We start from the raw sequence: 25911 nt of genomic DNA, 5'->3' as shown, positions 1-25911 counted from the left end.
GATCATGCCAGACTACGTCCCAACGAATGCGGCTTCTTCCGGCGTCAAGCTGGACAAGAAGACCCTGAAATCCATCGCTGCCCGGTCTGATCGTCCGGGCCTGATCTATCTGGCCAAATGGGCGGTGGCCCTTGGCCTGACCGGCGCGCTGGTCTGGCTGAGCCTCGGGACGCTGTGGATGTGGCCCGCCATGTTCGTGCATGGCATCGTGCTGACCGTGCCCGCCTATTCCTTCAGCCACGAAGCGGCGCATGGCACCGCCTTCCGCACCCGCTGGCTGAACGAGACCGTGCTGTGGGTCACATCGCTGCTGTATATGGAAGAGCCGCTGCACCGGCGTTACACCCACACCAACCACCACACGCATACATGGCATGTGGGCAAAGACAGCCAGATGCCGTTCGACACGCCGATGGGCTTTGGCGGTTGGCTGACCGAGATCACCGGCTTTGGCCTGCTGCGCTTTCACATGCAGGTGTTCTGGCATCTGGCCATCGGTCACTACACCGACACCATGAAAATGGTGACGCCCGAGAACGAGTTCGCAAAAATGACCCGCAACGCGCGGATCATGCTGGCGATCTATGCGCTGATCGCAATCGCGCCCTTCGTTGGCATCTGGTGGCCGGTCTGGTTCATCGTGATCCCGCGCATCATGGGCGCGCCCGTCATGCTGCTGTTCACCCTGATCCAGCATGTGGAATTGCAGGAAAACTCGCCCTCGATCCTGGACAGCACCCGGTCGTTCAGGGGGCACTGGCTGGCGAACTTCCTGTATATGAACATGAACAACCACGTCGAACATCACCTCTATCCGCAGGTGCCGTTCCACGCCCTGCCCAAGCTGGCCGAGGCGGTGCAGGACCAACTGCCCGAACCCGATCCCGGTTTCCTGCGCACCAATTGGGAGGTCTTCGTGGTCACGCTGCGCCGTTCGCTGGGCCTGTCGACCAAGGCGGGTTCCATCCGGCAGGCCCCTCATATGATCACCAGCGGCGGGCCGATCGAGCGTGTCGCGGAAAGGACAATGTAAATGAAGCGCATCTACGATTTCAGTCGTAACCCTGCGGTCCGCAACTATACGGTTGCGGACCTCAAGGCACTCAAGGGGTCGGGCAAAAAGCTGTCGATGGCAAACCCGGCGGACCGGGACCAGATCACCGCCTGTGTCGAGGCGGGGATTGACCTGTTCGTGGTCGGCACCGATCAGATGGAAGATGTGCGCGAACTGGCCCCGGCGCATTTCACCGGCGCGGGCTCAAGCTGGGCGCAGTTCGGATCAGATGATGAGATCGTCGCCCACGCCTATGAGGCGATGCGGCGCGGGGCGGATATGTACTATACCCTGCGGTCCTTCGACGTGATGGAGCGTATGGCCAGCGACGGCATCCCGGTGCAAAGCCATATCGGCCTGATCCCCACCTTCAGCCACCATTGCGGCGGCCTGCGCGCCTTTGGCCGCAAAGCGGATGAGGCGATACAGGTCTGGAACACACTGAAGCGCATGGAAGATGTCGGCGTCTTCGCGGTCGAGGTCGAATGTCTGGCCGAGGAAGTGCTGGAAGCGGTGAACGACAAAACCTCGGTCGTCACCTTCTCGCTGGGCTCCGGCATGGCGGGCGACGCGATCTTTTCCTTTGTGGCGGATATCTGTGGCGAGGCCAGCGAAGAGGACAAGCCGCCGAAACACGCCTATGCCTTTGGACAGGTGGGCCGTCTGCACAAGCAGATCCACGAAGAACGCGTGGCCGCCTTGGGTGAATACCACCGCGAAGTCACGGCGGGCAACTTCCCCTATCCGCAAACCAACATCTCAATGCATGCGGGCGAGAAAGAGAAATTCCTCGAAGCCCTCGATAAATGGACGCCGACCCATCAATGAACGACGCCACCGACTATAGCCAGGCCTTCGCCGCCAAGCCCCAGCCGCTGACGCTTGAACAAGCCGCCTGGATCACCCCCCCGATGCAGGCCGTCGATACCGAAGGGATGATCGACGTGCCCCGGATGCGCCGGTATCGCCAGAACCGGCTGCGCGAACAGATCAGGGCGCAAGGCCTTGATGCGATCATTCTGGTCGAGCCGCTGTCGATCCGCTACGCCACCGGCGTGCGCAACTGCACCCTGTTTCAGATGCATATTCAGGCCGGGTATCTGTTCATGCCCGCCGAGGGGCCGGTGGTGTATTTCGACTCGGAACCGGGCCGGAACACCGGCAGCACGCTGGAAACCATTGACGAGATCCGCGACGATCTGTTGCCGCTGTCTTATATGTTCGCAGGCCCGCGCCATGACGAATGGACACGCAAATGGGCCGATCAGATGGATGATCTGATCCAGAAACATTGCGGCCCAGGCAAACGGAAAATCGCCATTGAACGCGCCGGATTCCATGCCGAGCAGGCCTTGGTCAACAAGGGCCATATCGTGTCGGATGTCGCCCCGGTTCTGGCCCATGCCCGCAAGATCAAATCGCCCGAGGAAATTCTGGCGATGAACCTGACCATCGCGGTGGCCGAGGATGGCATGACCCGGATGCGTGACAACCTGCGCAACGGCGTGATGGAGCAGGAACTGTGGGCGCATATGTGGTCGGCCCTGATCGAAGGAGGCGGTGAATGGCTGGATTACCGCCTGCTGGCCTCGGGCGAGCGGACCAATCCGTGGCAGCAAGAGGCCTCATCTCGCATGATCCGCGCCGGTGATCTGGTGGTGTTCGATTGCGGCATGGTCGGGCCGTTCAGCTACGGCGCCGATATTTCACGCGCCTTCCGCTGCGGGCCGGGGCGGCCGTCTGACTATCAGAAAAGCCTGTATACCATGGCCCATACCGAGGTGATGGAGAACACCAAGCTGGTGCAAAGCGGTGCGGCCTATTCCGACATCGCGCTGAACCGCCACCTGCCGCCTGCGGGCTTTGGCGATCAGCCTTACCCTTGCATGATGCACGGTCTGGGTATGGCCGATGAATGGCCGGTGATCCTGCATTCCCCCGATCACCCGGAATTTTATGACGGCGAGCTTGAGCCCGGCATGGTGATCTGCGTCGAAAGCTATATCGGCGAGGTTGGCGGGGTCGAGGGCGTGAAACTCGAAGACATGGTGTTGGTCACGGAAAGCGGACCCATAACCCTGTCGCGGTATCCCTTTGAAGAAGAACTGATGACGAAAGAGGTCTAGGCACATGAGCAACTGGATTGAAGCGTGCAGCACCGATGACATCGACGAGGAAGACCTGATCCGCTGGGATCACGGCGGTCAGACCTATGCGATCTACAACACCGAAAAAGGCTTCTTTGCCACCGATGGGCACTGCACCCACGAAGAACAGCACCTTGAGGACGGTCTGGTCATCGACTGCGTGATCGAGTGCCCGCTGCATGGCGGACGGTTCGACATCTGCACCGGCAAGGCGCTGTCCGCGCCCTGTACCGAAGACCTGAAAACCTATCCCGTCAAAATCGAAAACGGTCACGTTTTTGTGCAGCTCGGATGACGCGCGCGGCTGATGACCTGTCGCTTCCATGCGGCGGGTCCATCAGCCAGCAACTAAGAAAACTAAGTCTACAGGAGGAGAAACATGAAACCACCCCTAATGGATCTGCCCATTAAGGTCGCAGATAGCGGCTTTTATCGAGGGTTTACAAAGGACGTAACCGTCTCGGCCAAATTGATCGTGGGCATCATTATCATCTGGGCTGTGGCCTTCCCTGATAATGCTGCCGCCTTTCTTGGTGGGATAAACTCGTTCATTCTGTCCACGTTCAACTACTGGTACGTCTACGCCATGGCGTTCTACGTGCTGACCTGTCTGGCGCTGGCGGTCTGGCCCACATCCGGGCGGCTGAAACTGGGCCTGGACGATGACAAGCCCGAGTTCTCGAACTTCTCATGGTTTTCGATGATGTTCGGTGCCGGGATCGGTATCGGGATGCTGACCTTTGCAACAGCCGAGCCCATCTATCACTTCAAATCCAACCCCTCGACCATCATGGGCCTGACCGAAGGCGAAACGCTGGGCAACGTCCGTGACGCCTATATCTGGTCATTTACCCATTGGGGCGTGGCGGCTTGGGCCTCTTACGCGGTTGTCGGCCTGTCGCTGGGCTATTTCTCGTACCGTCGCGGCCTGCCGCTGACCATCCGGTCGGGTCTGACCCCGATCTTTGGCAAGGCGCTGTCCGGTCCGCTGGGCCACCTGGTTGACGTTGTGGCGGTTGTCGCAACCATTCTGGGTATGGCGCAAACGCTGGGCTTTGGCGTCGATCAGTTCGTGTCCGGCCTGTACCGGATCGGCTTTGGCGAATGGCTTTATACCGTTGATGCCGAAGGAACGCGCACCGTGTCCAAGGCGGCGATCATCTTCTCGCTGTTCGTGATCATGGGCGCCTCGACCCTGTCGGCGCTGTCCGGTGTGGGAAAAGGCATCAAGTGGCTGTCGAACCTGAACATGGGCCTCAGCTTCTTCCTGTTGGCCTTCTTCCTGATCTTCGGCTCGACCTTCTTTGGTCTGCAGGCGCTGGTTGTCGGGATTTTCGACTATATCACCAACTTGCCATGGATCTTGTTCAACGTCTGGAGCAGCGATGGCGTCGAAGGCTCGGTGGCCGATCAGCTGGCCAGCTGGCAGGGTGGCTGGAACATCTTCTACTGGGCGTGGTGGATCGCATTCGCGCCGTTTGTGGGCCTGTTCCTTGCCCGCGTTTCGCGCGGCCGTACCGTGCGCGAATACGTGATTGGCGCGATGTTCATCCCTGGCCTGATGTGCTTTGTCTGGTTCTCGATGGTTGGCGGCACCGCCATTGATCTGGAACTGAACGGCGACGCCAACCGCGCCATTCTGGATGCCGGTCAGGCGGATCAGCTGTTCGCCATGCTGGGCGTGATGCTGAGCGAGGGTATGGCCTGGGTCATGTCCCTGGTCGTCATGGTCCTGCTGCTGACCTATCTGGTCACTACGGCGGACTCGGGCGTTCTGATCATCAACACGATCAACGCAGCCGGTGACGAAGGCCCGAAAGCCCGCCCGCATATCCTGTTCTGGGGTGTTGCCATGGCGCTGGTTGTCGGCGGTCTGATCATCGCGGGCGGCTTGTCGGCGATCCAGACGGCCATGGTGATCGGAGCACTTCCGTTCAGCCTTGTGATGGTTCTGATGGGCATCTCGGTCCTGAAGGCGATCTACAAGGACGGCAAACGCCAGGCCGCAGGTGTGAAAAGCACCGTAAACGACGAAGTTGCCGCCGAATAACGCGGCATAAAGATATGGGCCGCCGGTTTCGGTGGCCCATTTTTCCCGGCTAAAGGGCGGCAATAGTCCGAACGTTTGGTGCCAGAGAATGGCCTTCTCATCCCAGCCAGTGCAAACGCCCCCTCAGGTCTGACCCTGCAACCAATCGGAAAACAGCCGCGCCGTTTCGGTCTCAACAACGTGATGCGGTCTGAACAGGAAATAGCCGTAGTCGGACAGCACAATATCTGACAGCCGGGCCAATCTGCCAGTGCCCAGTTCGTCGCTGACAAGATCATCCATCAAGGCGATGCCCTGACCGTCGATCACAGCCTGCGCCCGCACGTTCGGGTCCGGCACGATCAGCGCGTCCCGCCGGGTTTGCAGGGGCAGGCCCGCCAGGGTCAACCACTCGGACCAGGCGTTGCTGTCGTCGCGATCCCGCAGCAGTGTCAAACGCGAGATTGCGTTCCCGATGCCCAGTTGAGCGACCAGTTGCGCGGCTTCCGCATTGCCAACTGGGAACGATCGGATGGGCATGAAAGGCGTGACCACGCCGTCCTGCCAGTTTCCGTTGCCCCAGCGAATGGCCAGATCGACATCCTGCAACTCTTGCCCCGAGAACTGCACCATGGGTTGAATTCGCAGCTGGACGTCCTGATGGCTTTGCATGAAGGACATCAGCCGGGGCGACAGCCAGCGTGCCGCGAAATAGGTCGAAACGCCCACAGTCAGGGTTTTCGATGTTGTGCCCTTCAGGGCAAGCAATCCGGCCTCGATCCCCTCGTAATGCGTCTGACAGGCGGCCAGGACCTTTAGCCCTTCGCCGGTCAAAACCACCCCGCGCGGCGTGCGCCGAAACAAGGCCATGCCCAGATCACCTTCCAGCGTTTTGATCTGATAACTGATGGCCCCCTTGGTCATGTTGAGCGCCTCGGCGGCGTCAGAGAAACTTGGGTAGCGGGCTATTTCGACAAACTGCCTGAGAAGATCGTGATGACGGAACAGGGTGCGCATAGTTTTTCGTACAAAATTCTTGAACGCATGGGAAAGAAAAACTCGATTTTCAAAGCCTGATCGCCATGCATAGCTTGTTCTGTTCTTACTGGTCGGAGGGATGTCGTTGGGCAGGTTGAACCCATCGGGTTTGTCAGGCGATCGCGGCAGGATGCGTCGCGGGCGTCTGTCGCGCCATAGCGCGCCGCCCCAGGTTCAGCCGTTTCAGGGACGCAAGATTCCGCCATACGCATTGCTGAACGAAGCCGCGCTTGCCCGGATCGAGGATCAGGCAGACTGGATTCTGGACAGGATCGGGGTCGAGTTTCGCGGCGACCAGACGGCGCTGACCTACTTCTCCGAGGCGGGTGCCCGGGTGGAAGGTGAGCGGGTGCGGTTCAAGCCGGGTCATGCACGCGCGCTGTGTGCCACCGCCCCCGAAGAATTCCTGCTGCATGGCCGCGACCCAAAGCACACCGTCACATTGGGCGGTGACAATGTGGTGCTGATGCCCGGCTATGGCTCACCTTTCGTCAGCGATCTGGCGAGCGGTCGGCGTTATGCCACGCTGCAGGATTTCCGGAACTTCGTGAAGCTTGCCTATCGCTCTCAGGCTTTGCACCATTCCGGCGGGACAGTGGTCGAGCCGACGGATGTGCCGGTCAACAAGCGTCATCTGGACATGATGCTGGCGCATCTGACCCTTTCGACCAAACCGTTCATGGGATCGGTCACCGCACCAGAGCGCGCCCAGGACAGTATCGAAATGGCGCGGCTGGTCTTTGGGCGCGACGTGGTGGATCGCCATGCGGTGATGCAGGCCAATATCAACGTGAACTCGCCGCTGATCTACGACCACACCATGTCCGGCGCGTTGCGCGTCTATGCCGAGGCGAACCAGTGCGTCTGTGTTTCACCAGCGATCTTCGCCGGAGCCATGGGGCCGCTTTCCCCCGCGGCTGTGGCGGCGCAGACCTTGGCCGAGGCGATGGTGGGGATTGCGCTGGCGCAGCTTGTCCGGCCCGGTTGCCCGGTGGTGTTCGGCTCGTTTCACTCGACAATGAACCTGCGCAGCGGTGCGCTGACCTTCGGCTCGCCCGAGGCCAACATGACCACAATGGCGCTTGGCCAGCTGGGCCGCAGGCTTGGCGTGCCCGTGCGGTCCGGCGGCGGTCAGATCACGGCCTCAAACGCACCGGACGGGCAGGCGATGCAGGACAGTGTTGGCGCGATGTGGGCGACGCTGTTGTCGGGGGCGCATCAGGTCTGGCACGCAGCGGGCTGGCTCGAAGGTGGGCTGGTAATGTCCTATGAGAAATTCATCATGGATCTCGACCACTGCGGCGCGATGCTGAAACTGTTGCAGGGGTTTGATACCGATGACGAGGCATTTGGCCGCGATGCCTATTTCGAGACCGGGCCGGGCAAAAACTTCCTGTCGACCAGTCACACGCTGCGCCACTACACCTCGGCCAATTACGAGCCGCAGATCGCGGATGCGGGCCCATACGAGACCTGGGTCGAGAACGGCGCGTTGACGGCGGATCAGCGCGCCTCGGCCCGCTGGCGGCAGATGCTGGACGACTACCAACACCCTGAAATGAAACCCGGTATTCGCGCCGCGCTTGAGGCGTTCGTTTCCGAGCGCAAGGCGGCAATGCCGGATGAATGGCACTAGAAAGGACCGAAAATGACCGAAGAGCTCAGCCGAACATCTGCCCTGGCATCCCGACACAGGGCGCTTGGGTCTGGGTTGGAGGATTGGAACGGCATGGGCACCGCCTGGACCTATGACACCGACCCCAATGATGAACATGACGCGGTACGGGAACGGGCAGGCATGTTCGACATGTCGCCGTTGAAAAAGGTCTTTGTGCGCGGCCCCGATGCGCAAGCGGCGCTGGACCATCTGACTACGCGCGATTTGTCCAAACTTGCACCGGGCAAGGCAGCCTATCTGTGCGTGCTGACCGATCAGGGCGGGATCGCAGACGACGCGATCGTGTCGAACAATGGCCGGGACGAATGGATGATCGTGCATGGCTCGGGCGACACGATGGCCTTGCTTGCGGCGTCGGCCAAAGGGCGCGACGTCGAGGTCGAGTTTGCCGACGATCTGCATGACCTGTCGGTGCAGGGTCCGGCCGCGCTGGAGATTCTGAACGCCCATACGGATATTGACCTGACCGGGCTGGCCTATTTCGAACACGCCATCGCAAATCTGTTTGGCCATCCCTGCCGGATCTCGCGCACCGGATATTCCGGCGAACGCGGGTACGAGGTTTTTGCGGATGGCGCAGTGATTGGGGACATCTGGGACAAACTGGTCGATGCAGGCGTGATGCCCTGTTCCTTCACTGCGCTGGACAAGGTTCGGATCGAAGCCGGTCTGCTGTTTTACGGCTACGACATGACCGAAGAAAACACGCCTTGGGAAGTTGGGTTGGGGTTTACGATCAGCACAACCAAGGGCGACTTTCGGGGCAAGGCGGCCGTGTTGGCGGCCAGGGGGAACGAAAAGGTCTGCAATGTTTGCCTCGATATCGACCACCCGGACATGGTTGCGGGCGGTGAAACACTGTTTCTGAACGGCGAGGATGTGGGTGTAATCAACAGCCCGTGTTTCTCGCATCGTATGGGAAAATCACTTGCGTTGGCGCATGTCAGGCCGGGCCTTGCGATTGGCACCAAACTCGAAGTGACGGGCGACGGTTTGAAGAAATCGGCCTTGCTGGTGTCCAGCCCGGTCTATGATCCCGACAAGACCCGAACCCATGGTTAGAACCGCCACCCAACAATGGCATCAGGCGATAGAAGCCACTTGAAAGGCATGATCTGGGCAAAGATCGGGTAATGTTGCCGTCAGAACCCGGTTCCATCAGGTGGTTTTCATGCCCAAACACGTCCAAAAGAAGGTTGAAAGACAAGGCGTTGCCTGTGCGGGCAACTGGATCCTGGACACGGTTCACACAATTTCGCATTGGCCCGAGAAATCGGACCTTGCGCGCATTGAAACGCAGCATGTGGGCCTTGGAGGCGGTCCGGCAAATGTCGCGTTGGGCTTGAAGGCGATGAAGGTGTCTTACCCGATTTGGCCAATCGGTCTCATAGGCGCCGGAGCGTTGGGAGACGAAGTCCTGCGCCTGTGCAAAGAGGCAGGGTTGCCATTGGACGGGTTGCAGCGGACGGCGCAAGCGGCCACGTCCCAGACCCACGTGATGAACGTTCCGGGCGACAGTCGGACCTTCTTTCACTATCCGGGAACCAACAGCCATCTGGATGCATCCTCGATCAATATCGAGCATCTGTCAGAGTCTGGCGTCAAGCTGCTGTATCTTGGCTACCTGACCTTGCTTGATCAGTTGGACGTCATTTTGCCCGGGGGCGAAACCGTTGCGGCGCAGGTTTTGTCAAAGGCTCGGGCAAAGGGCATTCAAACCTGCGTTGACCTCGTGTCGTTCAAGTCGGACAGGTTCAGGGATGTGGTCGAAGCCACGCTGCCCGCGATTGATGTTCTGTTTGCCAATGAACAAGAGGCCGAGCACGCGACCGGAGTGGCTGTGGCCGGTTCCGCCGATGCAATGATGCAGGCTGCCCGCGCTTTGAAGGCGGGCGGTGTGAAAAAGGCCGTTGTTCTGCATTCTCCGGAGCAGGTCGTTTGGTGTGGCAATGACGCAGAGTATTCGATTGAACCGGACCCCATCCCTGTGAGCCAGATCATCAGCCCGGTCGGCGCGGGGGATGCCTTTGCCGCCGGTGTCATTCACGGTCTGCACGAGGATTGGCCCATTCAAAGCAGCCTCAGGTTCGGGATGCGCGCGGCGGTGGCGTGCCTGTCAGGCTATACGGCAACCGAAGGTCTGACCGATCTTGTTGCACCGACAAAGCCGCCATAAGGGCGACAATTGCGTTTTGCCCGGCAGCGACGGCGGCTCAGGTCAAAATCCGCTCGACCACCCGGCGGCCGAAATCATGGGTTGGTCCTTCCCAATGCGGGCTGAGGCGTCCTCCGTCATAAGCCGGCGACAGGCGGCCCTGTTGCAACAGTTCCAGCATACCCAGATCTTCGCGGTTCAGATCGTCCCACATCTGCATCAGTTCGGCCCGCGCTTCGGCATGGTCGTCCGAGGTGGCGGCATCGCCGATCAGAAAGACATGCAGCTCTTCGCGGGTTTTGTTCGGGGCAATCGGATAGCTGACCAGCACGGTGAATTGATCGGGGAAGACTTCGGCAGCGAAATGCGGGAAGCACAGGAACCAGAGGCCCCGTTTGGCATCCTGTTCCGACAGGCCGGGATAATGGGGCAGGCGGTCGCCTCGGCCTTCGCCCAGTTCCGGGAAGATATAGTCGTTATAGAACACATGCCGGTCCCATTCGCCGGACCAGCGCACGTTCATGGGCGCGAATTTCAGCAGCTTGGGATGTACCGAAAAGACGTGATAGCCCTCCATGTAGTTTTCATAGACCAGCTTCCAGTTGGCCTCGACCTCAAAATCGATCTTGCCGGCCCAGCGGATCGACGTGAAATCATATCCCGGCGTCCGTTCAAGCATCGGTGCCAGCCACTCCTGCAGCGGTTCAGCATCGCCCGAGACGTTGACGAAGATGCAACCGTTCCAGACCTCGGACCGCACCGGCACCAGATCCAGCTTGTCGCCGCCACCATCCTTGAACCGGTCGGTCACGTCAGGTCCGCTGAAATGCGGCCGCGCCCGCAGCTTGCCGTTCAGCCCGTAAACCCATGCGTGATAGGGGCAGGTCAGGGTTGACCTTTTACAAGGTTCCGTCACCAGTTTCAGCCCGCGATGGCGGCAGACATTGTGCAGCGTCCGAATTTCCCCATCCTGATCGCGCAGAATGATCAGCGGGGCACCTCCGATTTCCAGCGGTTTCATGTCGCCGGGTTCGGGCAATTCGGCCGCCGCACCCGCAAACACCCAGGACCGGCGAAAACAGTGCTCTTTCTCAAGCGCCAGCCAATCGTCAGACCAATAGGCGGCATTGGGCAGCCCGCTGGCCTCTTCGATCGGGGCAAAGGTCTGGGCAAAGCCTTCGGGGCCAAGCAACTCCTTGACCTTTTGCAAAACTGGCGTGTCCGGGAATTGTCCGTCCATCTGCTGCTCCATTCAGAAAATTCTTGCGGGCCTAGGAAAATTATGCACGGTAAATTTTCATGAACGTCAAGAAAAATCATCAAACAAGTTCTCGAGACTCGCTTGGCAAACTGGGCGAAGACCTGCGCGCATTGCGCAAGGCGCAGAAGATGACGTTGAACGATCTGGCCGAGGTGTCGGGGCGATCGGTGTCCTTCCTGTCCAAGATTGAACGCGGTCTGGCCCGCCCTTCGGTTACTGCGCTGCAGGAAATTGCCGAGGCGCTTGGCGTTCCGGTGGGCTGGTTTTTCGAAACCGACATGCCCACCCCCGCCGAGGAACGCCCCTATATCGTGCGCGCTGACCGGCGGCGAAAGCTGACTTACTCGGGCCTGTCGGGCACGGATTACATGGGGTTCGCAGACCATCTTTTGTCGGCCAGTCTGGACCGGCAACTCGCGATGGGCATTTCCACCTACGAACCCGGCGGCAGTACCGGCGATGACCTTTATACCCACGAAGGCGAAGAGGCCGGGATGGTTCTGCGAGGCGAGATCGAACTGACGCTGGACGATCAGGTGTTTCACCTGAAAACCGGCGACAGTTTCAGCTTTTCCGCCGACATTCCACACAGGTATCGCAATCCCGGCAAGGTCGAGGCCCAGGTCGTCTGGGCCAACACGCCGGTCACACTGAAAAGATAGGCAATGACGGAACACGCGCGCGTAGTTGTGATCGGCGGCGGCAATATCGGTGCGGGTGTGCTGTATCACCTGGCCCATATGGGCTGGACCGATTGTATCCTGATCGAGAAATCCGAACTGACCAGCGGCGCGACCTGGCACGCCGCCGGTCTGGTCAGCCGCATGGTCGGCGGGCAGGCGCTGGGGTCGATCCATGACTATGGCGTGGAATTGTACAAACGGATCGAGCGTGAAACCGAAGTCGGCGTCAGTTGGCACAATTGCGGCTCGTTGCGGGTGGCGACCAGCCCCGCGCATGTGGACTGGATCAACCACATCCGCGACGCGGTGCTGGCGCGCGGGCAAGAGGCTCATATCATCGACGCGGCCGAAGTGGCGCGGCTGAACCCGCTATATGACGTCGAGGCGGCGGGTGTTCTGGGCGCGATCCATACGCCGGATGACGGCCATGTTGATCCCTCGGGCACCTGTCAGGCCATGGCCAAGGGTGCACGGCAGTTGGGGGCGCAGGTGCGGCGCAATTGCCGGGTAACAGGCCTGACGCAGCTGCCCTCGGGCGAATGGCAGGTCGAGACCGAGCAGGGCACGATCATCGCCCAGCATGTGGTCAATGCTGCGGGGTATCACGCCCGGCAGGTGGGGGCGATGGTCGGGCTGGACCTGCCGATCACCACCATGCTGCACCACTACGTCGTGACCGACGAGGTGCCCGAATTTACATCGATGACGCATGAGATCCCCGTCACGCGTGACGACTATTTCTGCGGCTATACACGGCGCGAACAGGGGTCTGCCCTGATCGGTCTCTACGACAAGCAGGACCCGCAATCGGTCTGGCCCGATGGCTGCCCCTGGGACAGTGAGAACGAGCTGTTTGAGCCCAACTGGGACGGTATCACCCCGTGGCTGGAAAACTGTTTCGAACGTATGCCCGCCCTGATGAATCGCGGGATCAAGCGGGTGGTGAATGGCGGTATCACCTATACGCCTGACGGCGCGATGTTGCTTGGCCCTGCGCCGGGGTTGCGGAATTTCTGGCTGGCGTGTGGGGCTACCGTGGGCATTGCCTGGGGGCCGGGGGCAGGGCGCGCGCTGGCCGAATGGATGATCGAAGGCAGCGCGGGTATTTCGACCCGTGCCTTTGATCCGCGCCGGTTCGGCATCTGGGCAGACGCCGAATATGCCCGCCAGCGCGCGACCGAGGATTACACGCTGCGCCAAGCCATGCCCTATCCGCAGCACCAGCGCCAAACCTGCCGCGACGTGAAACGATCCGGCGCCCATGACCGCAGCGCCGCACTTGGGGCCACGTTCGAAGAGGCAGGAGGTTGGGAACGCCCCCGCCTTTACGCGCCCGAGCCAATGGGCTGGCGACGCACCAGCAGCTTTCAGCAAACCGCTGCGGAATGCCATGCAGTCCGCAACCATGTGGGCCTTGCGGATCTTTCGGCCTTTGCCAAATTCCGGATCGAAGGGCCGGGGGCCGAAACTTGGCTGAACGCGGTCTGCGCCAACAGGATGCCGCGCGTGGGGCGGACCTGTCTGACACTGCTTCTGAACCATAAGGGCACAATCGAAGGCGAGGCCACCATCGCCCGCACGGGGCCAGAGAGTTTCTATTTTGTCACCGGCGCGCCCTCGGAACGGCGGGTTTGGGATTGGCTGACCCTGCATTGCGGTGTGCCGATGGAGGGCGTGACAATCCGGAACGAGACCGATGCAATCGGTATCCTGTGCCTCGCCGGTCCCAAAGCACGTGAGGTTCTGGAGACCGTCACCCCGGACGATGTCAGCAACAAGGCCCTGCCGTGGCTGTCGACCAAACAGATCACCATCGCGGGTATTCCCGTTCACGCCCTGCGGCTCAGCTTTACCGGAGAGCTGGCCTATGAGCTTCACGCCCCCAACGATCAATTGGGTGCGTTGTGGGATGTGCTGTGGAAGGCTGGGCAGGCCTACGGCTTGGCCCCGTTCGGAACCCGCGCGCTGGACAGTCTGCGGATCGAGAAATTCTATCGTGGGGGCCACGAATTGGCCAACGATGCCAGTCACAAGGATGTCTGTCAGGAACGGTTTGCGGCCACCGCCAAGGATTTCGTGGGCCGCGCGGCCATGCTGGCCCGCCAACCGCAAAGCCGCATCGCCCTGCTGGCGCTTCAGGGTGAAACCACCGATGCTCTGATCGGCGAAGCGGTGTTTCTGAACGGTGAACGGGTCGGCTCGATCACCTCGGCGGCCTATGGGCACAGCGTTGATCAATCTTTGGCCATTGCCTTCCTGAAAGATCACGCACGCGCCGCCGGGACGTTGGTGCATGTCTCGCTTCTCGGGCGATTGATCGACGCGACCGTCCTGTCCGAGGCCCCATGGGACAGGAGCAACGCCAGAGCAAAAGCCTGAAGCTATGTCTGCGACCTCTTACCTGAACGCGCGTGCGAATTGATCGGTCAGTGGTTTTGTCAGGTAACTCAAAGGCGTGCGGTTTTCTGTGATCAGGTAGACCTCGGCCTGCATGCCGGACAACAAGGACAGGTTGGCGTTGTTCAGTTCCTTGACAGAGTCACGCGTCAGGCTGACCCAGACCGGGTAGTGCGGCTCTTGCTCTAGCGATGGTGCGATAACCGATATTCAGAGAGGCCGTCGCCTGGTTTGGTTCAATGGCGTTGCGGGACGGTGAAAGACTGTGGTTCAGACAGGCAGGCAACAGAGCTCAAGAAGCCGAGCAAAACGGACGCTGTCCAGACTGTCGAATTGCATCGCCAGCTCTGCCATTTCATCGGCGCGGTCCGATCCAAGGACGGGGTCGGCGAGCAGGTGGAATTTCTCGTGAATTTCCGCGTCGCTTAGCGGCATGTCTGCATCACCGCGGGGGGTGCGGGGTGCATCGGCGATCTGGCGGCCATCGCGCAGAATAAGCGTCACCTGAGCCCAGCGTTTGTCGGTGCTGATACGCGTCATCTCGGGGTCGTCTATCAGGTGAATGGCGCGGCTGACACGCAGGATGTCGGGGTCGCGCAATGTGTCTGCGCTTAGCTCTTCAATCCCCAGGCGGCCGCGCACAATCATTGCCGCCACCGGAAAGGCAATTGCATATGCAAATTCGTCCTGATTTGCCGGTTCGTGGCCTGCCAGACGGGTGGCGTAGTGAAAGGTTCGGATTTCTACACGTTCGATTTGCTGGTGGGACAGAGCATGTTCGCGCATCAGGTCCCGAACCGAATCAAGTGAGGGATGGGCCCAACGACAACACGGGTAAGCCTTGTAATGCGTGTGATCGACCAACCGCCAACCGGATCCCAGATCGTTCCAGAAGGCGGCGCCGTCATCGCCTTCACAGGTCAGGGCAGGGGCGCCCGTAAAGCCTTCCATGGCCAGATAGGCGGCGGTGACGCCTGATGGTGCCCCCCAGCCGACCCCGTCGCGCAGCATGGTCGGATGATCGATGCAGCGCATCATCTGGCTGCGCGGGCCGTGGTATTCGCCGATGCCTGCGGCGTGACGGATATGCTGCGCATGTCCGCCCAGCAGCTTTGCACCGGCTGCCGCGACGCCAACGGCCGTCCAGGCCCCGGATGTGTGATAATCGGCGCAGGTTGCGTGCTGTACCAGACCGGCGCGATAAGACAGCTCGTACGCAGTCGCCAGAAGCGTGGCAAAGTCACGCCCGTCCATCTTTGGCGCACTGGCCTGCGCCATTGCGATCAGCGCCGGGAAGATGGCCGATCCCGCATGGCCCTTGCAGGGCGTAGTGCCGTCATGGGCATCTATACTGTCAATCGTGAAGGCACCTGCCATTGCCGCGCCGACGGGGCTGACCGCGCGCCCGTCCATCAGCATCTGTGCCTGCCCCGCACCGCCCGCCCCGAAAATCAGCGGGGCCACGCGGCGCGCGATTCCCGACAGCTCGGTGGTGGCCCCGACGGCCGCGACGCCCATAGTATCAAGAAAGGAGCGGCGCAGAGTCCACAACGCCTGTTCAGGCAAATCCTCATAGCGCAGACCGGCTGCGAAAGCGTCGAATCTTGGGGCCACGCGTTTATCCTTTGCACTCAGAAGGGCTGTATTCGCGGCTAACTTTCGTGGGCTTTGCGCAGAATATCCAGAAACAAATTCAACCGACGTCCCTTTGATGCGCTTTTTCGGACAATGGCTGCCATGGTCGACGAAAACTCGGCCTCGGGGCAGTTGATCTGTTTAAGGAAACCGTCCTTCACCAAAGCGCGTGCTTTATGTGTCGGCACGAACCCCAGGTATCGACCGGACAGAACCAGAAGCATCAAGGATTCTTCGTTTTGGACAAATGCGGATTTCCTCAGCATCAACTTTTGGTGAACGGCCATGTTGGGCGAGTTGAAGCTCAGACCGGCATAATTGTACTTGCGCAGCTGGTTCAGGGGGACGATGTCGGACGCGGAATGAAACAGCTCGTGCTCTCGGCCGCAGAACAACCGCATTCTTTCGACATAAAGTTCCGAGTAGGACAGCATCGGCGACTGCCGATGCAAGGGAACGATCCCCAGATTAAAGCGCCCGTTGATGACGCCTTCTTCGATGATGTTCGGCGGCTCCATGGATATTTCCAGCGTCACGCCCGGCGCTTTGTCGATGAAATGTCTGATCGCCCCGCCGAGGTTGGATTCCTCGTTTGAAGTGGAATGATCAAACAAGGCGATACGCAGTTTTCCGGTCAGTTCCGAGCGCACATCGCCCAGCCCGTTCTGGAACTTGTCGATGGCCAGAAACAGCTCATTCGAGGAGTCCAGGACATACTGGCCGTCCGATGTCAGGGAAAACCCGGCGGCCCCCCGATGGCACAGTTTTGCGCCCAGCCGTGTTTCGAGATCGGCAATATGCTTGCTGATCGTCGACCGGCTGATGTTCAGTTCAAACTCTGCCGCTGTGAACCCACCACACCAAACAACAGTACGGAAGACCTGAAGCAGCCTGATGTCGACATCTGATATGCTAGTAATTGCTTTTTTCTGTGGCACGGGTTACGTGTAGTTTTCTGCACCTTTACGTCGATTACTTTATCTTAGCGTTACAGTCAAAACAACTTAGTGTTCGTGCGAAGTGAGTCTAGTGAGCACTCGTTCATGTCGGAACACTTTCCAAAAACCAACGAACAGGAGGAGGTTTTATGACTCTGCTCAACAGTATCAAAACATTTGCGGCGGTTGCATCGCTTGGCGCATTGGCATTGGCCGCGCCTGCAAGCGCCAAGAACTTCAAGATCGCTGTCGGTGACAGCGGCGGGTCCAGCCAGGAAGCAACCGGCCTTGCCTTCAAGGAAAAACTGGAAGAGCTGTCAGGCGGCAATCACACCGCTACACTGTTCCTGAACGGTCAGCTGGGATCCGAGCAGGACACCGTCAACGATGCCGCAATCGGCACGCTGGACATGTCGCTGCTGGCGATCAACAACGTCACGCCGTTCTCGCCAACTGTTGGTGTGTTCACGCTGCCTTACGTGATTCTCAGCCTGGAAGACGCGGAAACGCTGACCCAAGGCCCGATTGGTCAGGAACTGACCGAGAACACCATCAATGACGCGGGTGTGCGCATCATCGCCTGGACCTATACGGGTTTCCGCGTTCTGACGAACTCGAAAAAGCCGGTGAAATCGGTTGCCGATCTGGAAGGTCTGGTCATCCGCGTTCCCAAGAACGAGATCATGATCGACACCTACAAGGCATGGGGCATCAGCCCGACCCCGATGGCATGGTCGGAAACCTTTGCCGGTCTGCAGACCAAGGTTGTGGACGGTCAGGACAACCCCTACACCACCATCAACGCGATGAAGTTCTACGAAGTTCAGGACTACGTCACCGAGATCCGCTATATCTTCTCGATCGAGCCTCTGATCGTGTCCGAGCAGGTATTCCAGGGTCTGTCGGCTGAAGATCAGGCCATGGTTCTGGAAGCCGGTGAATACGCCACCAAAGCCTCGGCTCAGTTCCTGCGCGACAAGGAAGCCGAGATCAAAGAACTGCTGGTCGAAAAGGGCATGGAAATCCACGTTCCTGAAAACGACGAGGCAGAATTCATCGAACTGGCAACCACCGCCGTGTGGCCGAAGTTCTATGACAGCATCGGCGGCGTCGAAAAGCTGAACGCCGTGCTGGCCGCAATCGGCCGCGAGCCGGTCTCGGAATAATAATACAAAAAGACCAAGAGAGCGCCCAAGTGGCGCTCTCTCACTTCTAGGGAGGGGCATATGAAAACCTTTTTAGGGATCCTCAACAATATAGAAAGCTACCTTTGCCGCTTTCTGCTTGCGACATTTGTTTGCTTGTTGTTCCTTCAGGTTGTCGTCCGAACAGTGTTCAATTTCTCGTTCTCCTGGGTCGAGGAGCTGTCTGTCTACATGTTCGTCTGGTTCGTGTTTTTCGGCGCGAGCTATGCGGCCAAGATGGGCGCCCACAACCGGGTGACGTTCCAGTTCAAGTTTCTGCCGCCGCGTGCGATCAAGTATATCGAAGCGTTCGCCGACCTGTTCTGGATCTGCTTCAACCTGTATTTCGTCTATCTGGCGCTGGACTTCATCTTCAATCGGATGAACCGGTTCCAATCGTCCCAGACGCTCGGGTTCCACCTCAGCTGGGTCTACATCGTTCTTCCCATTGCATTTGCCCTGATGACCGTTCGCATTATTCAGGTGAACTACAAGAAAATCGTTCTGGACGAGGATCTGCGCGATCCGGACAAGGTTGACCTGGAAGAGGTCCGCGCAGAACTCGGCGAAGAAGGGGGCAAGTAATGGGCACCGAAATCATCTATATCCTGTTCGGCGGGTTCCTTCTGCTGTTGTTCATCGGCGCGCCGATCACGGTGGCGTTGGGTGTGTCGACGCTGATCACCTTCCTCGTGCTGGATGAAAACCCGATCAAGTTCGTCCAGATCGCCTTTACCTCGGTGGGGTCCTTCCCGCTGATGGCGCTGCCCGCCTTCATTCTGGCCGGTGCGCTGATGGAGGCGTCGGGCCTGTCCCGCAGGCTGATCAACGTGGCCGAAAGCTTTGCCGGGCCGTTTACCGGCGGCATGTCTGCAGCGGCGGTCTTTGCCTGCCTGTTCTTCGGCGCGATCTCGGGCTCGGGGCCCGCGACAACGGCGGCGGTGGGCATGCTGATGATCCCCGCGATGATCCAGCGGAACTACAGCCGCGACTATGCGTCGGCCATCACGGCCTCGTCCGGTGGTCTGGGCATCGTGATCCCGCCATCGATCCCACTGATCATCTTCGGCATCGCGGCACTGGGTATGCCACCCCCACCCGAGGCGGTGGCCGAGCATGGCACCTTCCAGACTGTGTCGATTCCGAAACTGTTCATCGCGGGCTTTTTCCCGGCCTTCCTGATTGCCGGAAGCCTGCTGGTCATGAACTACATCCTGGCCAGAAAGCGCGGCTACAAAGGCACGACCGAAGGCTGGTCCGCCCGCCATATCTGGTGCGAGATGTACCGTGGGTTCTGGGCGCTGATGGCACCGGTGGTTATTCTGGGCGGCATCTATTCGGGCTTCTTCACCCCGACCGAGGCGGCGATTGTGGCCATCTTCTACACTCTGATCGTGGGTGCGTTCATCTACCGCGAACTGACATGGCCGAAGCTGTTCACCTCGCTTGAGACCACGACCTGGCTGACCGGCCGCGTGCTGCTGATCATGTTCACGGCGACGGTGTTTGGCCGCCTGCTGGTTGAAAACCAGATCCCCGCCATCATCGCGGACGGGATGCTGTCGATCACCGACAACATCTATATCATCTGGACGCTGGTGATCCTGTTCCTGCTGTTCGTCGGCATGTTCATGGAGACGCTGGCGACCATTCTGATCCTGGTTCCGGTGATGCTGCCGGTGGCCTACAGCATGGGGATCGATCCGATCCACTTTGGTGTTGTCATGGTCTGTACTCTGGGCATCGGCTTCCAGACGCCGCCATTGGGTGAAAACCTGTTCATCGCATCGGGTATTTCCAATATCTCGATCGAGCGTATTTCGGTGGCGGCCCTGCCGTTTGCCTTCATCAACACGGTGGCGATCTTCATTATCGCTTTCGTGCCCGAAATCGCGCTATGGCTCCCAAGGTTCTTTGGGTACTGATCCGCGACACGGAGGAAGAAGACAATGCTACCCAAAATCGAGAATATCCTGATCGCAACGGACCTGTCCGAAAACGCGGACAACGCGCTTCGGCACGCATTGAGCATCGCAATCGCACATGGGGCAAAAGCCCATGTGCTGCATGTCACCGAACCGTTGTCGCAGGATGCCATCGTCACCATGCGGATGTTCATTCAGGACGACAAATCCCGCAAGCAGGCCATCAAGGACCGGCACGATGCCGTGAAGTCTCTGCTGACGGACAATCAGCACGATTTCCTGAAATCGCTGACCCCCGAAGATCAGGAGAAATATTCCGCCGTGTCTTCGGTGGAACTGATCGATGGGCACCCTGCCGAATCGATCCTGAAACGCGCCAGAGAGCTGAAATGCGATCTGATCGTGATGGGGTCGCACGAACATGGCACGTCGCATACGTTTCTGGGCACAGTCGTAAAGCGCGTTCTGCGCAGATCAACCATTCCGACGCTTGTTGTGCCGAACCAGAACTAGCAAAACTCCCCCTCGCTTAAGCGACCTGGGCAGCCTTTTGGCTGCCCTCTTTTTTTGGTGCCCCAAGGTTCACAGCCCGCTCCTTTTGGACCTCAGACCCTGTTCAGGTCGCAAAGAGACAAGTGCACACCGCAAAACACCTAAGCCAAGCGATCCAGAATCGCGCATTGTGGGGTCAAACTGACACGAGAGACCCATGCGCTATTCCGGATTTCGGATCATCAAAGAGGCTTTGACCGGCCACAAAGGGTGGACGCCCGCCTGGCGCGACCCCGCGCCGCAAAGCGAATATGACATCATCGTCGTGGGCGGCGGCGGGCACGGGCTGGCCACCGCCTATTATCTGGCCAAGGAATTCGGCGAGGCCCGGATTGCCGTGCTGGAAAAGGGCTGGATCGGTGGCGGCAATGTGGGGCGGAACACGACCATCATCCGTTCGAACTATCTGCTGGACGGGAATGAACCGTTCTATGAGTTCTCGCTGAAACTGTGGGAGGGGTTGGAACAGGATTTCAACTTCAACGCCATGGTCAGCCAGCGTGGCATTCTGAACCTTGTGCACACCGATGCGCAGCGTGATGCGGCGCGGCGGCGGGGCAATGCCATGATCCTAAACGGCTCGGATGCCGAACTGCTGGATACCGAGGACGTGCGGGCGATGTACCCGTTCCTGAACTTCAACAATGCGCGGTTCCCGATCAAAGGCGGCTTGCTGCACCGACGCGGCGGCACCGTACGCCATGACGCGGTGGCCTGGGGCTATGCGCGCGGCGCGGATATGCGCGGCGTCGATATCATTCAGAACTGCGAAGTGACGGGTTTTCGCATTGAAAACGGCAAGGTGCAGGGGGTCGAAACCTCACGCGGGTATATCGGGGCCAAGAAGGTCGGGGTGGCCGTTGCCGGATCATCCGGCCGGGTGATGGAAAAGGCGGGGATGCGCCTGCCCATCGAAAGCCACGTGTTGCAGGCTTTTGTCTCGGAAGGGCTGAAGCCGTTGATCGACGGCGTGATCACCTATGGTGCCGGGCATTTCTATTGCAGCCAGTCCGACAAGGGCGGGTTGGTCTTTGGCGGCGATATCGACATGTACAACACCTACGCGCAGCGCGGTAACCTGCCCGTGATCGAGGATGTGGTCGAAAGCGGCGTCTCCCTGATCCCGGCCTTGGGTCGCGTGCGCCTGTTGCGGGCCTGGGGCGGTGTCATGGACATGTCGATGGACGGCTCACCCTTCATCGACCGGACGGGGATCGAGGGGCTCTATTTCAATGGCGGCTGGTGCTATGGCGGCTTCAAGGCCACCCCGGCCTCGGGCTGGTGTTTTGCGCATCTGCTGTCCACCGACCGCCCGCATGAGGTTGCAACAGCCTATCGTCTGGACCGGTTCCGCACCGGTCACATGATCGACGAAAAAGGGGTGGGCGCGCAGCCCAACCTGCACTGACGGAGGCCATTCATGATTATCGAACACCCGCTTCTTGGCCCTCGCGATGCGCAGGAATTCGTTTACCTCGGCGACGCTTCCATGATCGACCGCCCCGATTGGCAGGCCGATAACGCGGCCGAGGCGTTTCACGACTATCTCTATCTGCGCGACAACCCGGCGGGGGAGCATCAGGAGCTTTGGTATCACGAGCAGGGCGACCGGTCCTGGCTGGTGGTCACGCGCAACACGCTGACTCATGAAATTACCGATGTAAAACTGGCCCGCGACGTGGCCCGGGAACGGGGGCGCGGCAGATGAGCGGACAGATCAATCGATTGAGTGGCGGTCTGGTCGACCACGGGCAGAGCCTGAACTTCACTTTTGATGGCAAGCGTTATCAAGGGCTTGCGGGCGATACGCTGGCCTCGGCGTTGTTGGCCAATGGCGTGCGCCTGATGGGCCGGTCCTTCAAATACCACCGTCCGCGTGGGGTGCTGACGGCTGGGTCGGAGGAACCGAACGCTCTGGTCGAATTGCGCTCGGGCGGGCGGCAAGAGCCGAATACGCGCGCCACGGTGGCGGAACTCTATGAGGGGCTGGACGCGAATTCGCAGAATCGCTGGCCGTCACTGCAGCGGGATTTTCTGGCGGTCAATGACCTGTTCAGCAATTTCCTGACGGCGGGCTTCTACTACAAGACCTTCATGTGGCCCAAGGCGTTTTGGGAGAAGCTGTACGAGCCGATTATCCGCCGCGCTGCCGGATTGGGCAGTGTTTCGGGACAGGATGATCCAGACCCATACGACAAGGGTTTCCTGCATTGCGACTTGCTGGTGATTGGGGCCGGTCCTGCCGGTTTGTCGGCGGCCCTGACCGCAGGGCGCGCTGGGGCGCGGGTGATACTGGCGGATGAGGATTTTGCCCTTGGTGGTCGGCTGAATTCGGAATCCTATGCCATCGACGACATGGCCGGGTCGGACTGGGCAGCTCAGGCCGTGGCCGAACTGACGTCGATGGACAATGTGCGCCTGCTGCCGCGCACAACGATTGTCGGCGCGTTCGATCATGGCATCTACGGCGCGGTCGAGCGGGTGGCCGACCACAAACCGCAACCCGGTTCGGCAGAGCCACGACAGATCTTCTGGCGGATCTACTCGAAACGGGCGGTTCTGTGCGCCGGCGCAACCGAGCGCCCCATAGCCTTCCCGAATAATGACCGGCCCGGGATCATGATGTCGGGGGCTGTGCGATCCTACACCAATCGCTGGGCGGTGACGCCGCATGAACGTGTCGCAGTGTTCACCAACAACGACGACGGGCATCGCACGGCTGCGGATCTGATGGCAAAGGGCGTCAAAGTTGCCGCGGTCATTGACACGCGGGCCGATGCGCCTGCGGTCGACGGTGCGGAGCTGTTCGCCGGGGCTCAGGTCATTGGAAGCAAAGGGCGGCTGGGTCTTGAGACCGTCACGATCCAGACGCAACAGGGCTTTACCCACGACATCATCTGCGGGGCGCTGGCTGTCTCTGGCGGCTGGAACCCAAATGTGCATCTGACCTGTCATCAGCGCGGGCGACCCCAGTGGAACGAAGCGCTGGCTGCGTTTGTGCCAGGTGAGTCTCTGCCGGTTGGCCTGTCGGTCGCGGGTGCGGCGGCGGGAGTGTTGTCCACCCAAGGAGCTATGGAAACGGGCGCCGCGCGTGCCGTCGAAGCTCTGGCTGATATGGGCATTCAGGCCACGCCGGGTGATGTTCCAACAGCCGAGGATGCTGCGGTCAATCTGCAACCCTTCTGGTATGTGAAGCAGGGCAAAGGTCGGGCCTGGATCGACCAGCAGAACGATGTGACCGTCAAGGATGTGAAACTGGCGCATCAGGAGAATTACGTCTCGGTCGAGCATCTGAAACGCTACACGACCCTCGGGATGGCGACCGATCAGGGCAAGACCTCGAATATGGGTGGTCTGGCGGTGATGGCCGAGATGACCGGCAAGTCGATCCCCGAGACCGGTACAACCATCTTCCGTCCGCCCTATACACCGGTGGCGATGGGCACTTTGGCAGGCCGTGCAGTCGGCAAGCAATTCCACCCCACCCGCAAAACCCCCAGCCACACATGGGCCACCGAGCAGGGCGCGGTGTTCACCGAAGTCGGCGACTGGCTGCGCGCGCAATGGTATCCGCGCAAGGGCGAGACCCACTGGCGGCAATCGGTGGATCGCGAGGTTCTGGCCACCCGCAACTCGGTCGGCATCTGCGATGTGACCACGCTGGGCAAGATCGACGTGCAGGGCGCGGATGCGGCAGAGTTTCTGAACAAGATTTACTCGAACGCATTTGCCAAACTGCCCGTCGGCAAGGTGCGCTATGGGTTGATGCTGCGCGAGGACGGGATTGCCTATGATGACGGCACCGCCGCGCGGTTTGCCGAGGATCATTTCGTTGTCACCACAACCACAGCCAACGCGGTGCTGGTCTATCGCCAGATGGAATTCGCGCGGCAATGCCTGTGGCCCGATCTGGATGTTCAGCTGATCTCGACCACAGAAGCCTGGGCGCAATATGCGGTGGCAGGTCCGAACGCGCGCAAGTTGCTGCAAAAGGTGGTTGATGCCGAGTTTGACATTTCGAACGAGGCCTTCCCCTTCATGGCCTGTAGCGAAATCACCGTCTGCGGCGGCTGCCGCGCGCGGCTGTTCCGTATCTCGTTCAGTGGTGAGCTGGCCTATGAGATCGCCGTACCCACCCGCTATGGCGACGCCCTGATCCGGGCGCTGATGGAGGCAGGGGAAGAGTTCGATGCGACCCCGTATGGCACCGAGGCACTGGGCGTCATGCGGATCGAAAAGGGCCATGCAACCGGGAATGAGATTAACGGGACCACAACGGCCCTGAACCTGGGTCTGGGGCGGATGGTCAGCAAGAAGAAGGACTGTATCGGCAATACGCTCAGCGAGCGGGACGGGTTGAATGAACCGGATGCCTTGCGGCTGGTCGGGCTGAAACCTGTCGATGCCAGCCGGACCGTGACAGCCGGGGGGCACCTGATGAACAAGGGCGGCCCTGTCGATGCGGCCCACGATCAGGGTTATGTCACCTCGGCGGCCTATTCCCCGATCCTTGGGTCCTCGATCGGGTTGGGCCTTTTGAAGAACGGGGCCGAGCGGATGGGTGAGGTCATGCGTCTGGTCAATCCGCTGGAAGGGTCCGAGACCGAGGTCGAAATTGTCAGCGCCCATTTTGTCGATCCGGAAGGGGAGCGTTTGCGTGCATAAACTAAAAGCCATCACCGCCCTTGGATCTGCCGAGGCACGTGTCTCGACCATCGCAGGGCTGACGATAACCGAGGTGACAGACCGCGCCCTGGCCTCTGTTTCGATGCGTCTGGGGCAGGGCGCGGAATTTGCCAGCCGGGCCAAAGACGTTTTGGGGTTCGATCTGCCGGGTCCCGGCGGCGCGGCTGTTGGGTCGCCATTTTCCGGCTTCTGGCTTGGCCCGGACAGCTGGATGATCGATGCGGATTATGCGGCGCATGAAACGCTGGCTGCAGACCTCAAGTCGGCCATGCAACAGACCGCTTCGGTGGTCGAGCAGACCGACGGATGGTGCCGGTTCGACGTTACCGGCCCGACGGCCTGCGATCTGTTCGAACGGTTGTGCAACGTGGACATTCGCGCGATGAAGGCCCAGACGGCGACACGTTGCGCCATTCATCACATCGGCTGCTACCTTTGGTGCCTTGAGGCGGGTCAAAGCTTTGCCGTGCTTGGGCCACGGTCATCGGCGGGGTCCCTGCATCACGCATTAGTAGAGGCGGCGCAGGCTATCTCGGCGGGCTGAAACGA

Annotated in this window: 22 protein-coding genes; 18 read left to right on the top strand and 4 right to left on the bottom strand. The window is 60.1% G+C overall.

Going from position 1 to position 25911, the window contains the following annotated elements:
* Positions 1 to 4: 4 nt before the first annotated feature.
* The 5 genes from ACR0E6_RS13285 to ACR0E6_RS13265 all read left to right on the top strand — a co-directional run bounded on the left by ACR0E6_RS13285 (position 5) and on the right by ACR0E6_RS13265 (position 5251).
* On the top strand, positions 5 to 1033 hold the full coding sequence (locus ACR0E6_RS13285) for a fatty acid desaturase (protein ID WP_480584185.1): 1029 nt from the start codon (positions 5 to 7) through the stop codon (positions 1031 to 1033).
* Positions 1034 to 1882, top strand: a complete 849-nt coding sequence (locus ACR0E6_RS13280; RefSeq protein ID WP_170622555.1) for a 3-methyl-2-oxobutanoate hydroxymethyltransferase — start codon at positions 1034 to 1036, stop codon at positions 1880 to 1882. It begins immediately after the preceding gene.
* Positions 1879 to 3180 (top strand): M24 family metallopeptidase, encoded by a 1302-nt coding sequence (locus ACR0E6_RS13275; protein ID WP_480584183.1) that lies wholly within the window; start codon positions 1879 to 1881, stop codon positions 3178 to 3180. The genes ACR0E6_RS13280 and ACR0E6_RS13275 overlap by 4 nt, the downstream gene beginning before the upstream one ends.
* 4 nt (positions 3181 to 3184) lie before the next feature.
* The gene (locus ACR0E6_RS13270) at positions 3185 to 3496 is read left to right on the top strand and encodes a non-heme iron oxygenase ferredoxin subunit (RefSeq protein ID WP_480584181.1); all 312 of its coding nucleotides are present in this window, start codon (positions 3185 to 3187) and stop codon (positions 3494 to 3496) included.
* Positions 3497 to 3580: 84 nt separating this feature from the next.
* Positions 3581 to 5251: a BCCT family transporter gene (locus tag ACR0E6_RS13265; protein ID WP_480584179.1), complete on the top strand. Its 1671-nt coding sequence runs from the start codon at positions 3581 to 3583 to the stop codon at positions 5249 to 5251.
* Between the two features lie 123 nt (positions 5252 to 5374).
* Here the strand turns inward: ACR0E6_RS13265 and ACR0E6_RS13260 are convergent, their stop codons facing one another.
* Positions 5375 to 6247: a LysR substrate-binding domain-containing protein gene (locus ACR0E6_RS13260; protein WP_170622558.1), complete on the bottom strand. Its 873-nt coding sequence runs from the start codon at positions 6245 to 6247 to the stop codon at positions 5375 to 5377.
* A 151-nt stretch (positions 6248 to 6398) separates the two neighbouring features.
* Here ACR0E6_RS13260 and ACR0E6_RS13255 point away from each other — a divergent pair, with 151 nt between their 5' ends.
* The 3 genes from ACR0E6_RS13255 (at position 6399) to ACR0E6_RS13245 (ending at position 10122) form a co-directional block, all read left to right on the top strand.
* On the top strand, positions 6399 to 7904 hold the full coding sequence (locus ACR0E6_RS13255; protein ID WP_480584176.1) for a trimethylamine methyltransferase family protein: 1506 nt from the start codon (positions 6399 to 6401) through the stop codon (positions 7902 to 7904).
* Between the two features lie 12 nt (positions 7905 to 7916).
* The gene (locus ACR0E6_RS13250; RefSeq protein ID WP_480584174.1) at positions 7917 to 9008 is read left to right on the top strand and encodes an aminomethyl transferase family protein; all 1092 of its coding nucleotides are present in this window, start codon (positions 7917 to 7919) and stop codon (positions 9006 to 9008) included.
* Between the two features lie 109 nt (positions 9009 to 9117).
* Positions 9118 to 10122 (top strand): carbohydrate kinase family protein, encoded by a 1005-nt coding sequence (locus ACR0E6_RS13245; RefSeq protein WP_480584172.1) that lies wholly within the window; start codon positions 9118 to 9120, stop codon positions 10120 to 10122.
* A 37-nt stretch (positions 10123 to 10159) separates the two neighbouring features.
* Here ACR0E6_RS13245 and ACR0E6_RS13240 read toward each other — a convergent pair whose 3' ends face one another.
* Positions 10160 to 11341: an aromatic ring-hydroxylating oxygenase subunit alpha gene (locus ACR0E6_RS13240; protein ID WP_480584170.1), complete on the bottom strand. Its 1182-nt coding sequence runs from the start codon at positions 11339 to 11341 to the stop codon at positions 10160 to 10162.
* 59 nt (positions 11342 to 11400) lie between these two features.
* Here ACR0E6_RS13240 and ACR0E6_RS13235 point away from each other — a divergent pair, with 59 nt between their 5' ends.
* Together ACR0E6_RS13235 and ACR0E6_RS13230 are read left to right on the top strand one after the other, a co-directional pair.
* Positions 11401 to 12024 carry a cupin domain-containing protein gene (locus tag ACR0E6_RS13235; protein ID WP_480584169.1) on the top strand — a complete coding sequence of 208 codons (624 nt, stop codon included), beginning with the start codon at positions 11401 to 11403 and terminating at the stop codon, positions 12022 to 12024.
* A 3-nt stretch (positions 12025 to 12027) separates the two neighbouring features.
* Complete coding sequence (locus ACR0E6_RS13230; protein WP_480584167.1) at positions 12028 to 14424, top strand: FAD-dependent oxidoreductase; 2397 nt, start codon at positions 12028 to 12030, stop codon at positions 14422 to 14424.
* A gap of 288 nt (positions 14425 to 14712) precedes the next feature.
* Here ACR0E6_RS13230 and ACR0E6_RS13225 read toward each other — a convergent pair whose 3' ends face one another.
* Positions 14713 to 16056, bottom strand: coding sequence for an MmgE/PrpD family protein (locus ACR0E6_RS13225; protein ID WP_480584165.1), 1344 nt, complete (start codon positions 16054 to 16056; stop codon positions 14713 to 14715).
* A gap of 38 nt (positions 16057 to 16094) precedes the next feature.
* Positions 16095 to 17015 carry a LysR family transcriptional regulator gene (locus ACR0E6_RS13220; RefSeq protein ID WP_480584163.1) on the bottom strand — a complete coding sequence of 307 codons (921 nt, stop codon included), beginning with the start codon at positions 17013 to 17015 and terminating at the stop codon, positions 16095 to 16097.
* Between the two features lie 149 nt (positions 17016 to 17164).
* Between ACR0E6_RS13220 and ACR0E6_RS13215 the strand changes: the two genes are divergently transcribed.
* The 8 genes from ACR0E6_RS13215 to ACR0E6_RS13180 all read left to right on the top strand — a co-directional run bounded on the left by ACR0E6_RS13215 (position 17165) and on the right by ACR0E6_RS13180 (position 25906).
* On the top strand, positions 17165 to 18181 hold the full coding sequence (locus ACR0E6_RS13215; RefSeq protein ID WP_170622568.1) for a TRAP transporter substrate-binding protein: 1017 nt from the start codon (positions 17165 to 17167) through the stop codon (positions 18179 to 18181).
* 60 nt (positions 18182 to 18241) lie between these two features.
* Positions 18242 to 18784 (top strand): TRAP transporter small permease, encoded by a 543-nt coding sequence (locus ACR0E6_RS13210; RefSeq protein ID WP_170622569.1) that lies wholly within the window; start codon positions 18242 to 18244, stop codon positions 18782 to 18784.
* The gene (locus ACR0E6_RS13205; RefSeq protein ID WP_170622570.1) at positions 18784 to 20124 is read left to right on the top strand and encodes a TRAP transporter large permease; all 1341 of its coding nucleotides are present in this window, start codon (positions 18784 to 18786) and stop codon (positions 20122 to 20124) included. The genes ACR0E6_RS13210 and ACR0E6_RS13205 overlap by 1 nt, the downstream gene beginning before the upstream one ends.
* A gap of 24 nt (positions 20125 to 20148) precedes the next feature.
* Positions 20149 to 20637, top strand: a complete 489-nt coding sequence (locus tag ACR0E6_RS13200; protein WP_170622571.1) for a universal stress protein — start codon at positions 20149 to 20151, stop codon at positions 20635 to 20637.
* Positions 20638 to 20833: 196 nt separating this feature from the next.
* Entirely contained in the window at positions 20834 to 22084 is a 1251-nt protein-coding gene (locus tag ACR0E6_RS13195) for a sarcosine oxidase subunit beta family protein (protein ID WP_480584157.1), read from the top strand.
* 12 nt (positions 22085 to 22096) lie between these two features.
* Positions 22097 to 22384, top strand: a complete 288-nt coding sequence (locus ACR0E6_RS13190) for a sarcosine oxidase subunit delta (protein ID WP_480584155.1) — start codon at positions 22097 to 22099, stop codon at positions 22382 to 22384.
* Positions 22381 to 25341, top strand: coding sequence for a sarcosine oxidase subunit alpha family protein (locus ACR0E6_RS13185; RefSeq protein WP_480584152.1), 2961 nt, complete (start codon positions 22381 to 22383; stop codon positions 25339 to 25341). Before ACR0E6_RS13190 ends, ACR0E6_RS13185 begins: the two co-directional genes overlap by 4 nt.
* Positions 25334 to 25906: a sarcosine oxidase subunit gamma gene (locus tag ACR0E6_RS13180; RefSeq protein ID WP_480584149.1), complete on the top strand. Its 573-nt coding sequence runs from the start codon at positions 25334 to 25336 to the stop codon at positions 25904 to 25906. Before ACR0E6_RS13185 ends, ACR0E6_RS13180 begins: the two co-directional genes overlap by 8 nt.
* Positions 25907 to 25911 lie beyond the last annotated feature (5 nt).

This window comes from Ruegeria sp. AP12 (assembly GCF_056540025.1).
Note: the sequence above shows the minus strand (reverse complement) of the source record. Positions and strands in the feature narration are given on the sequence as shown.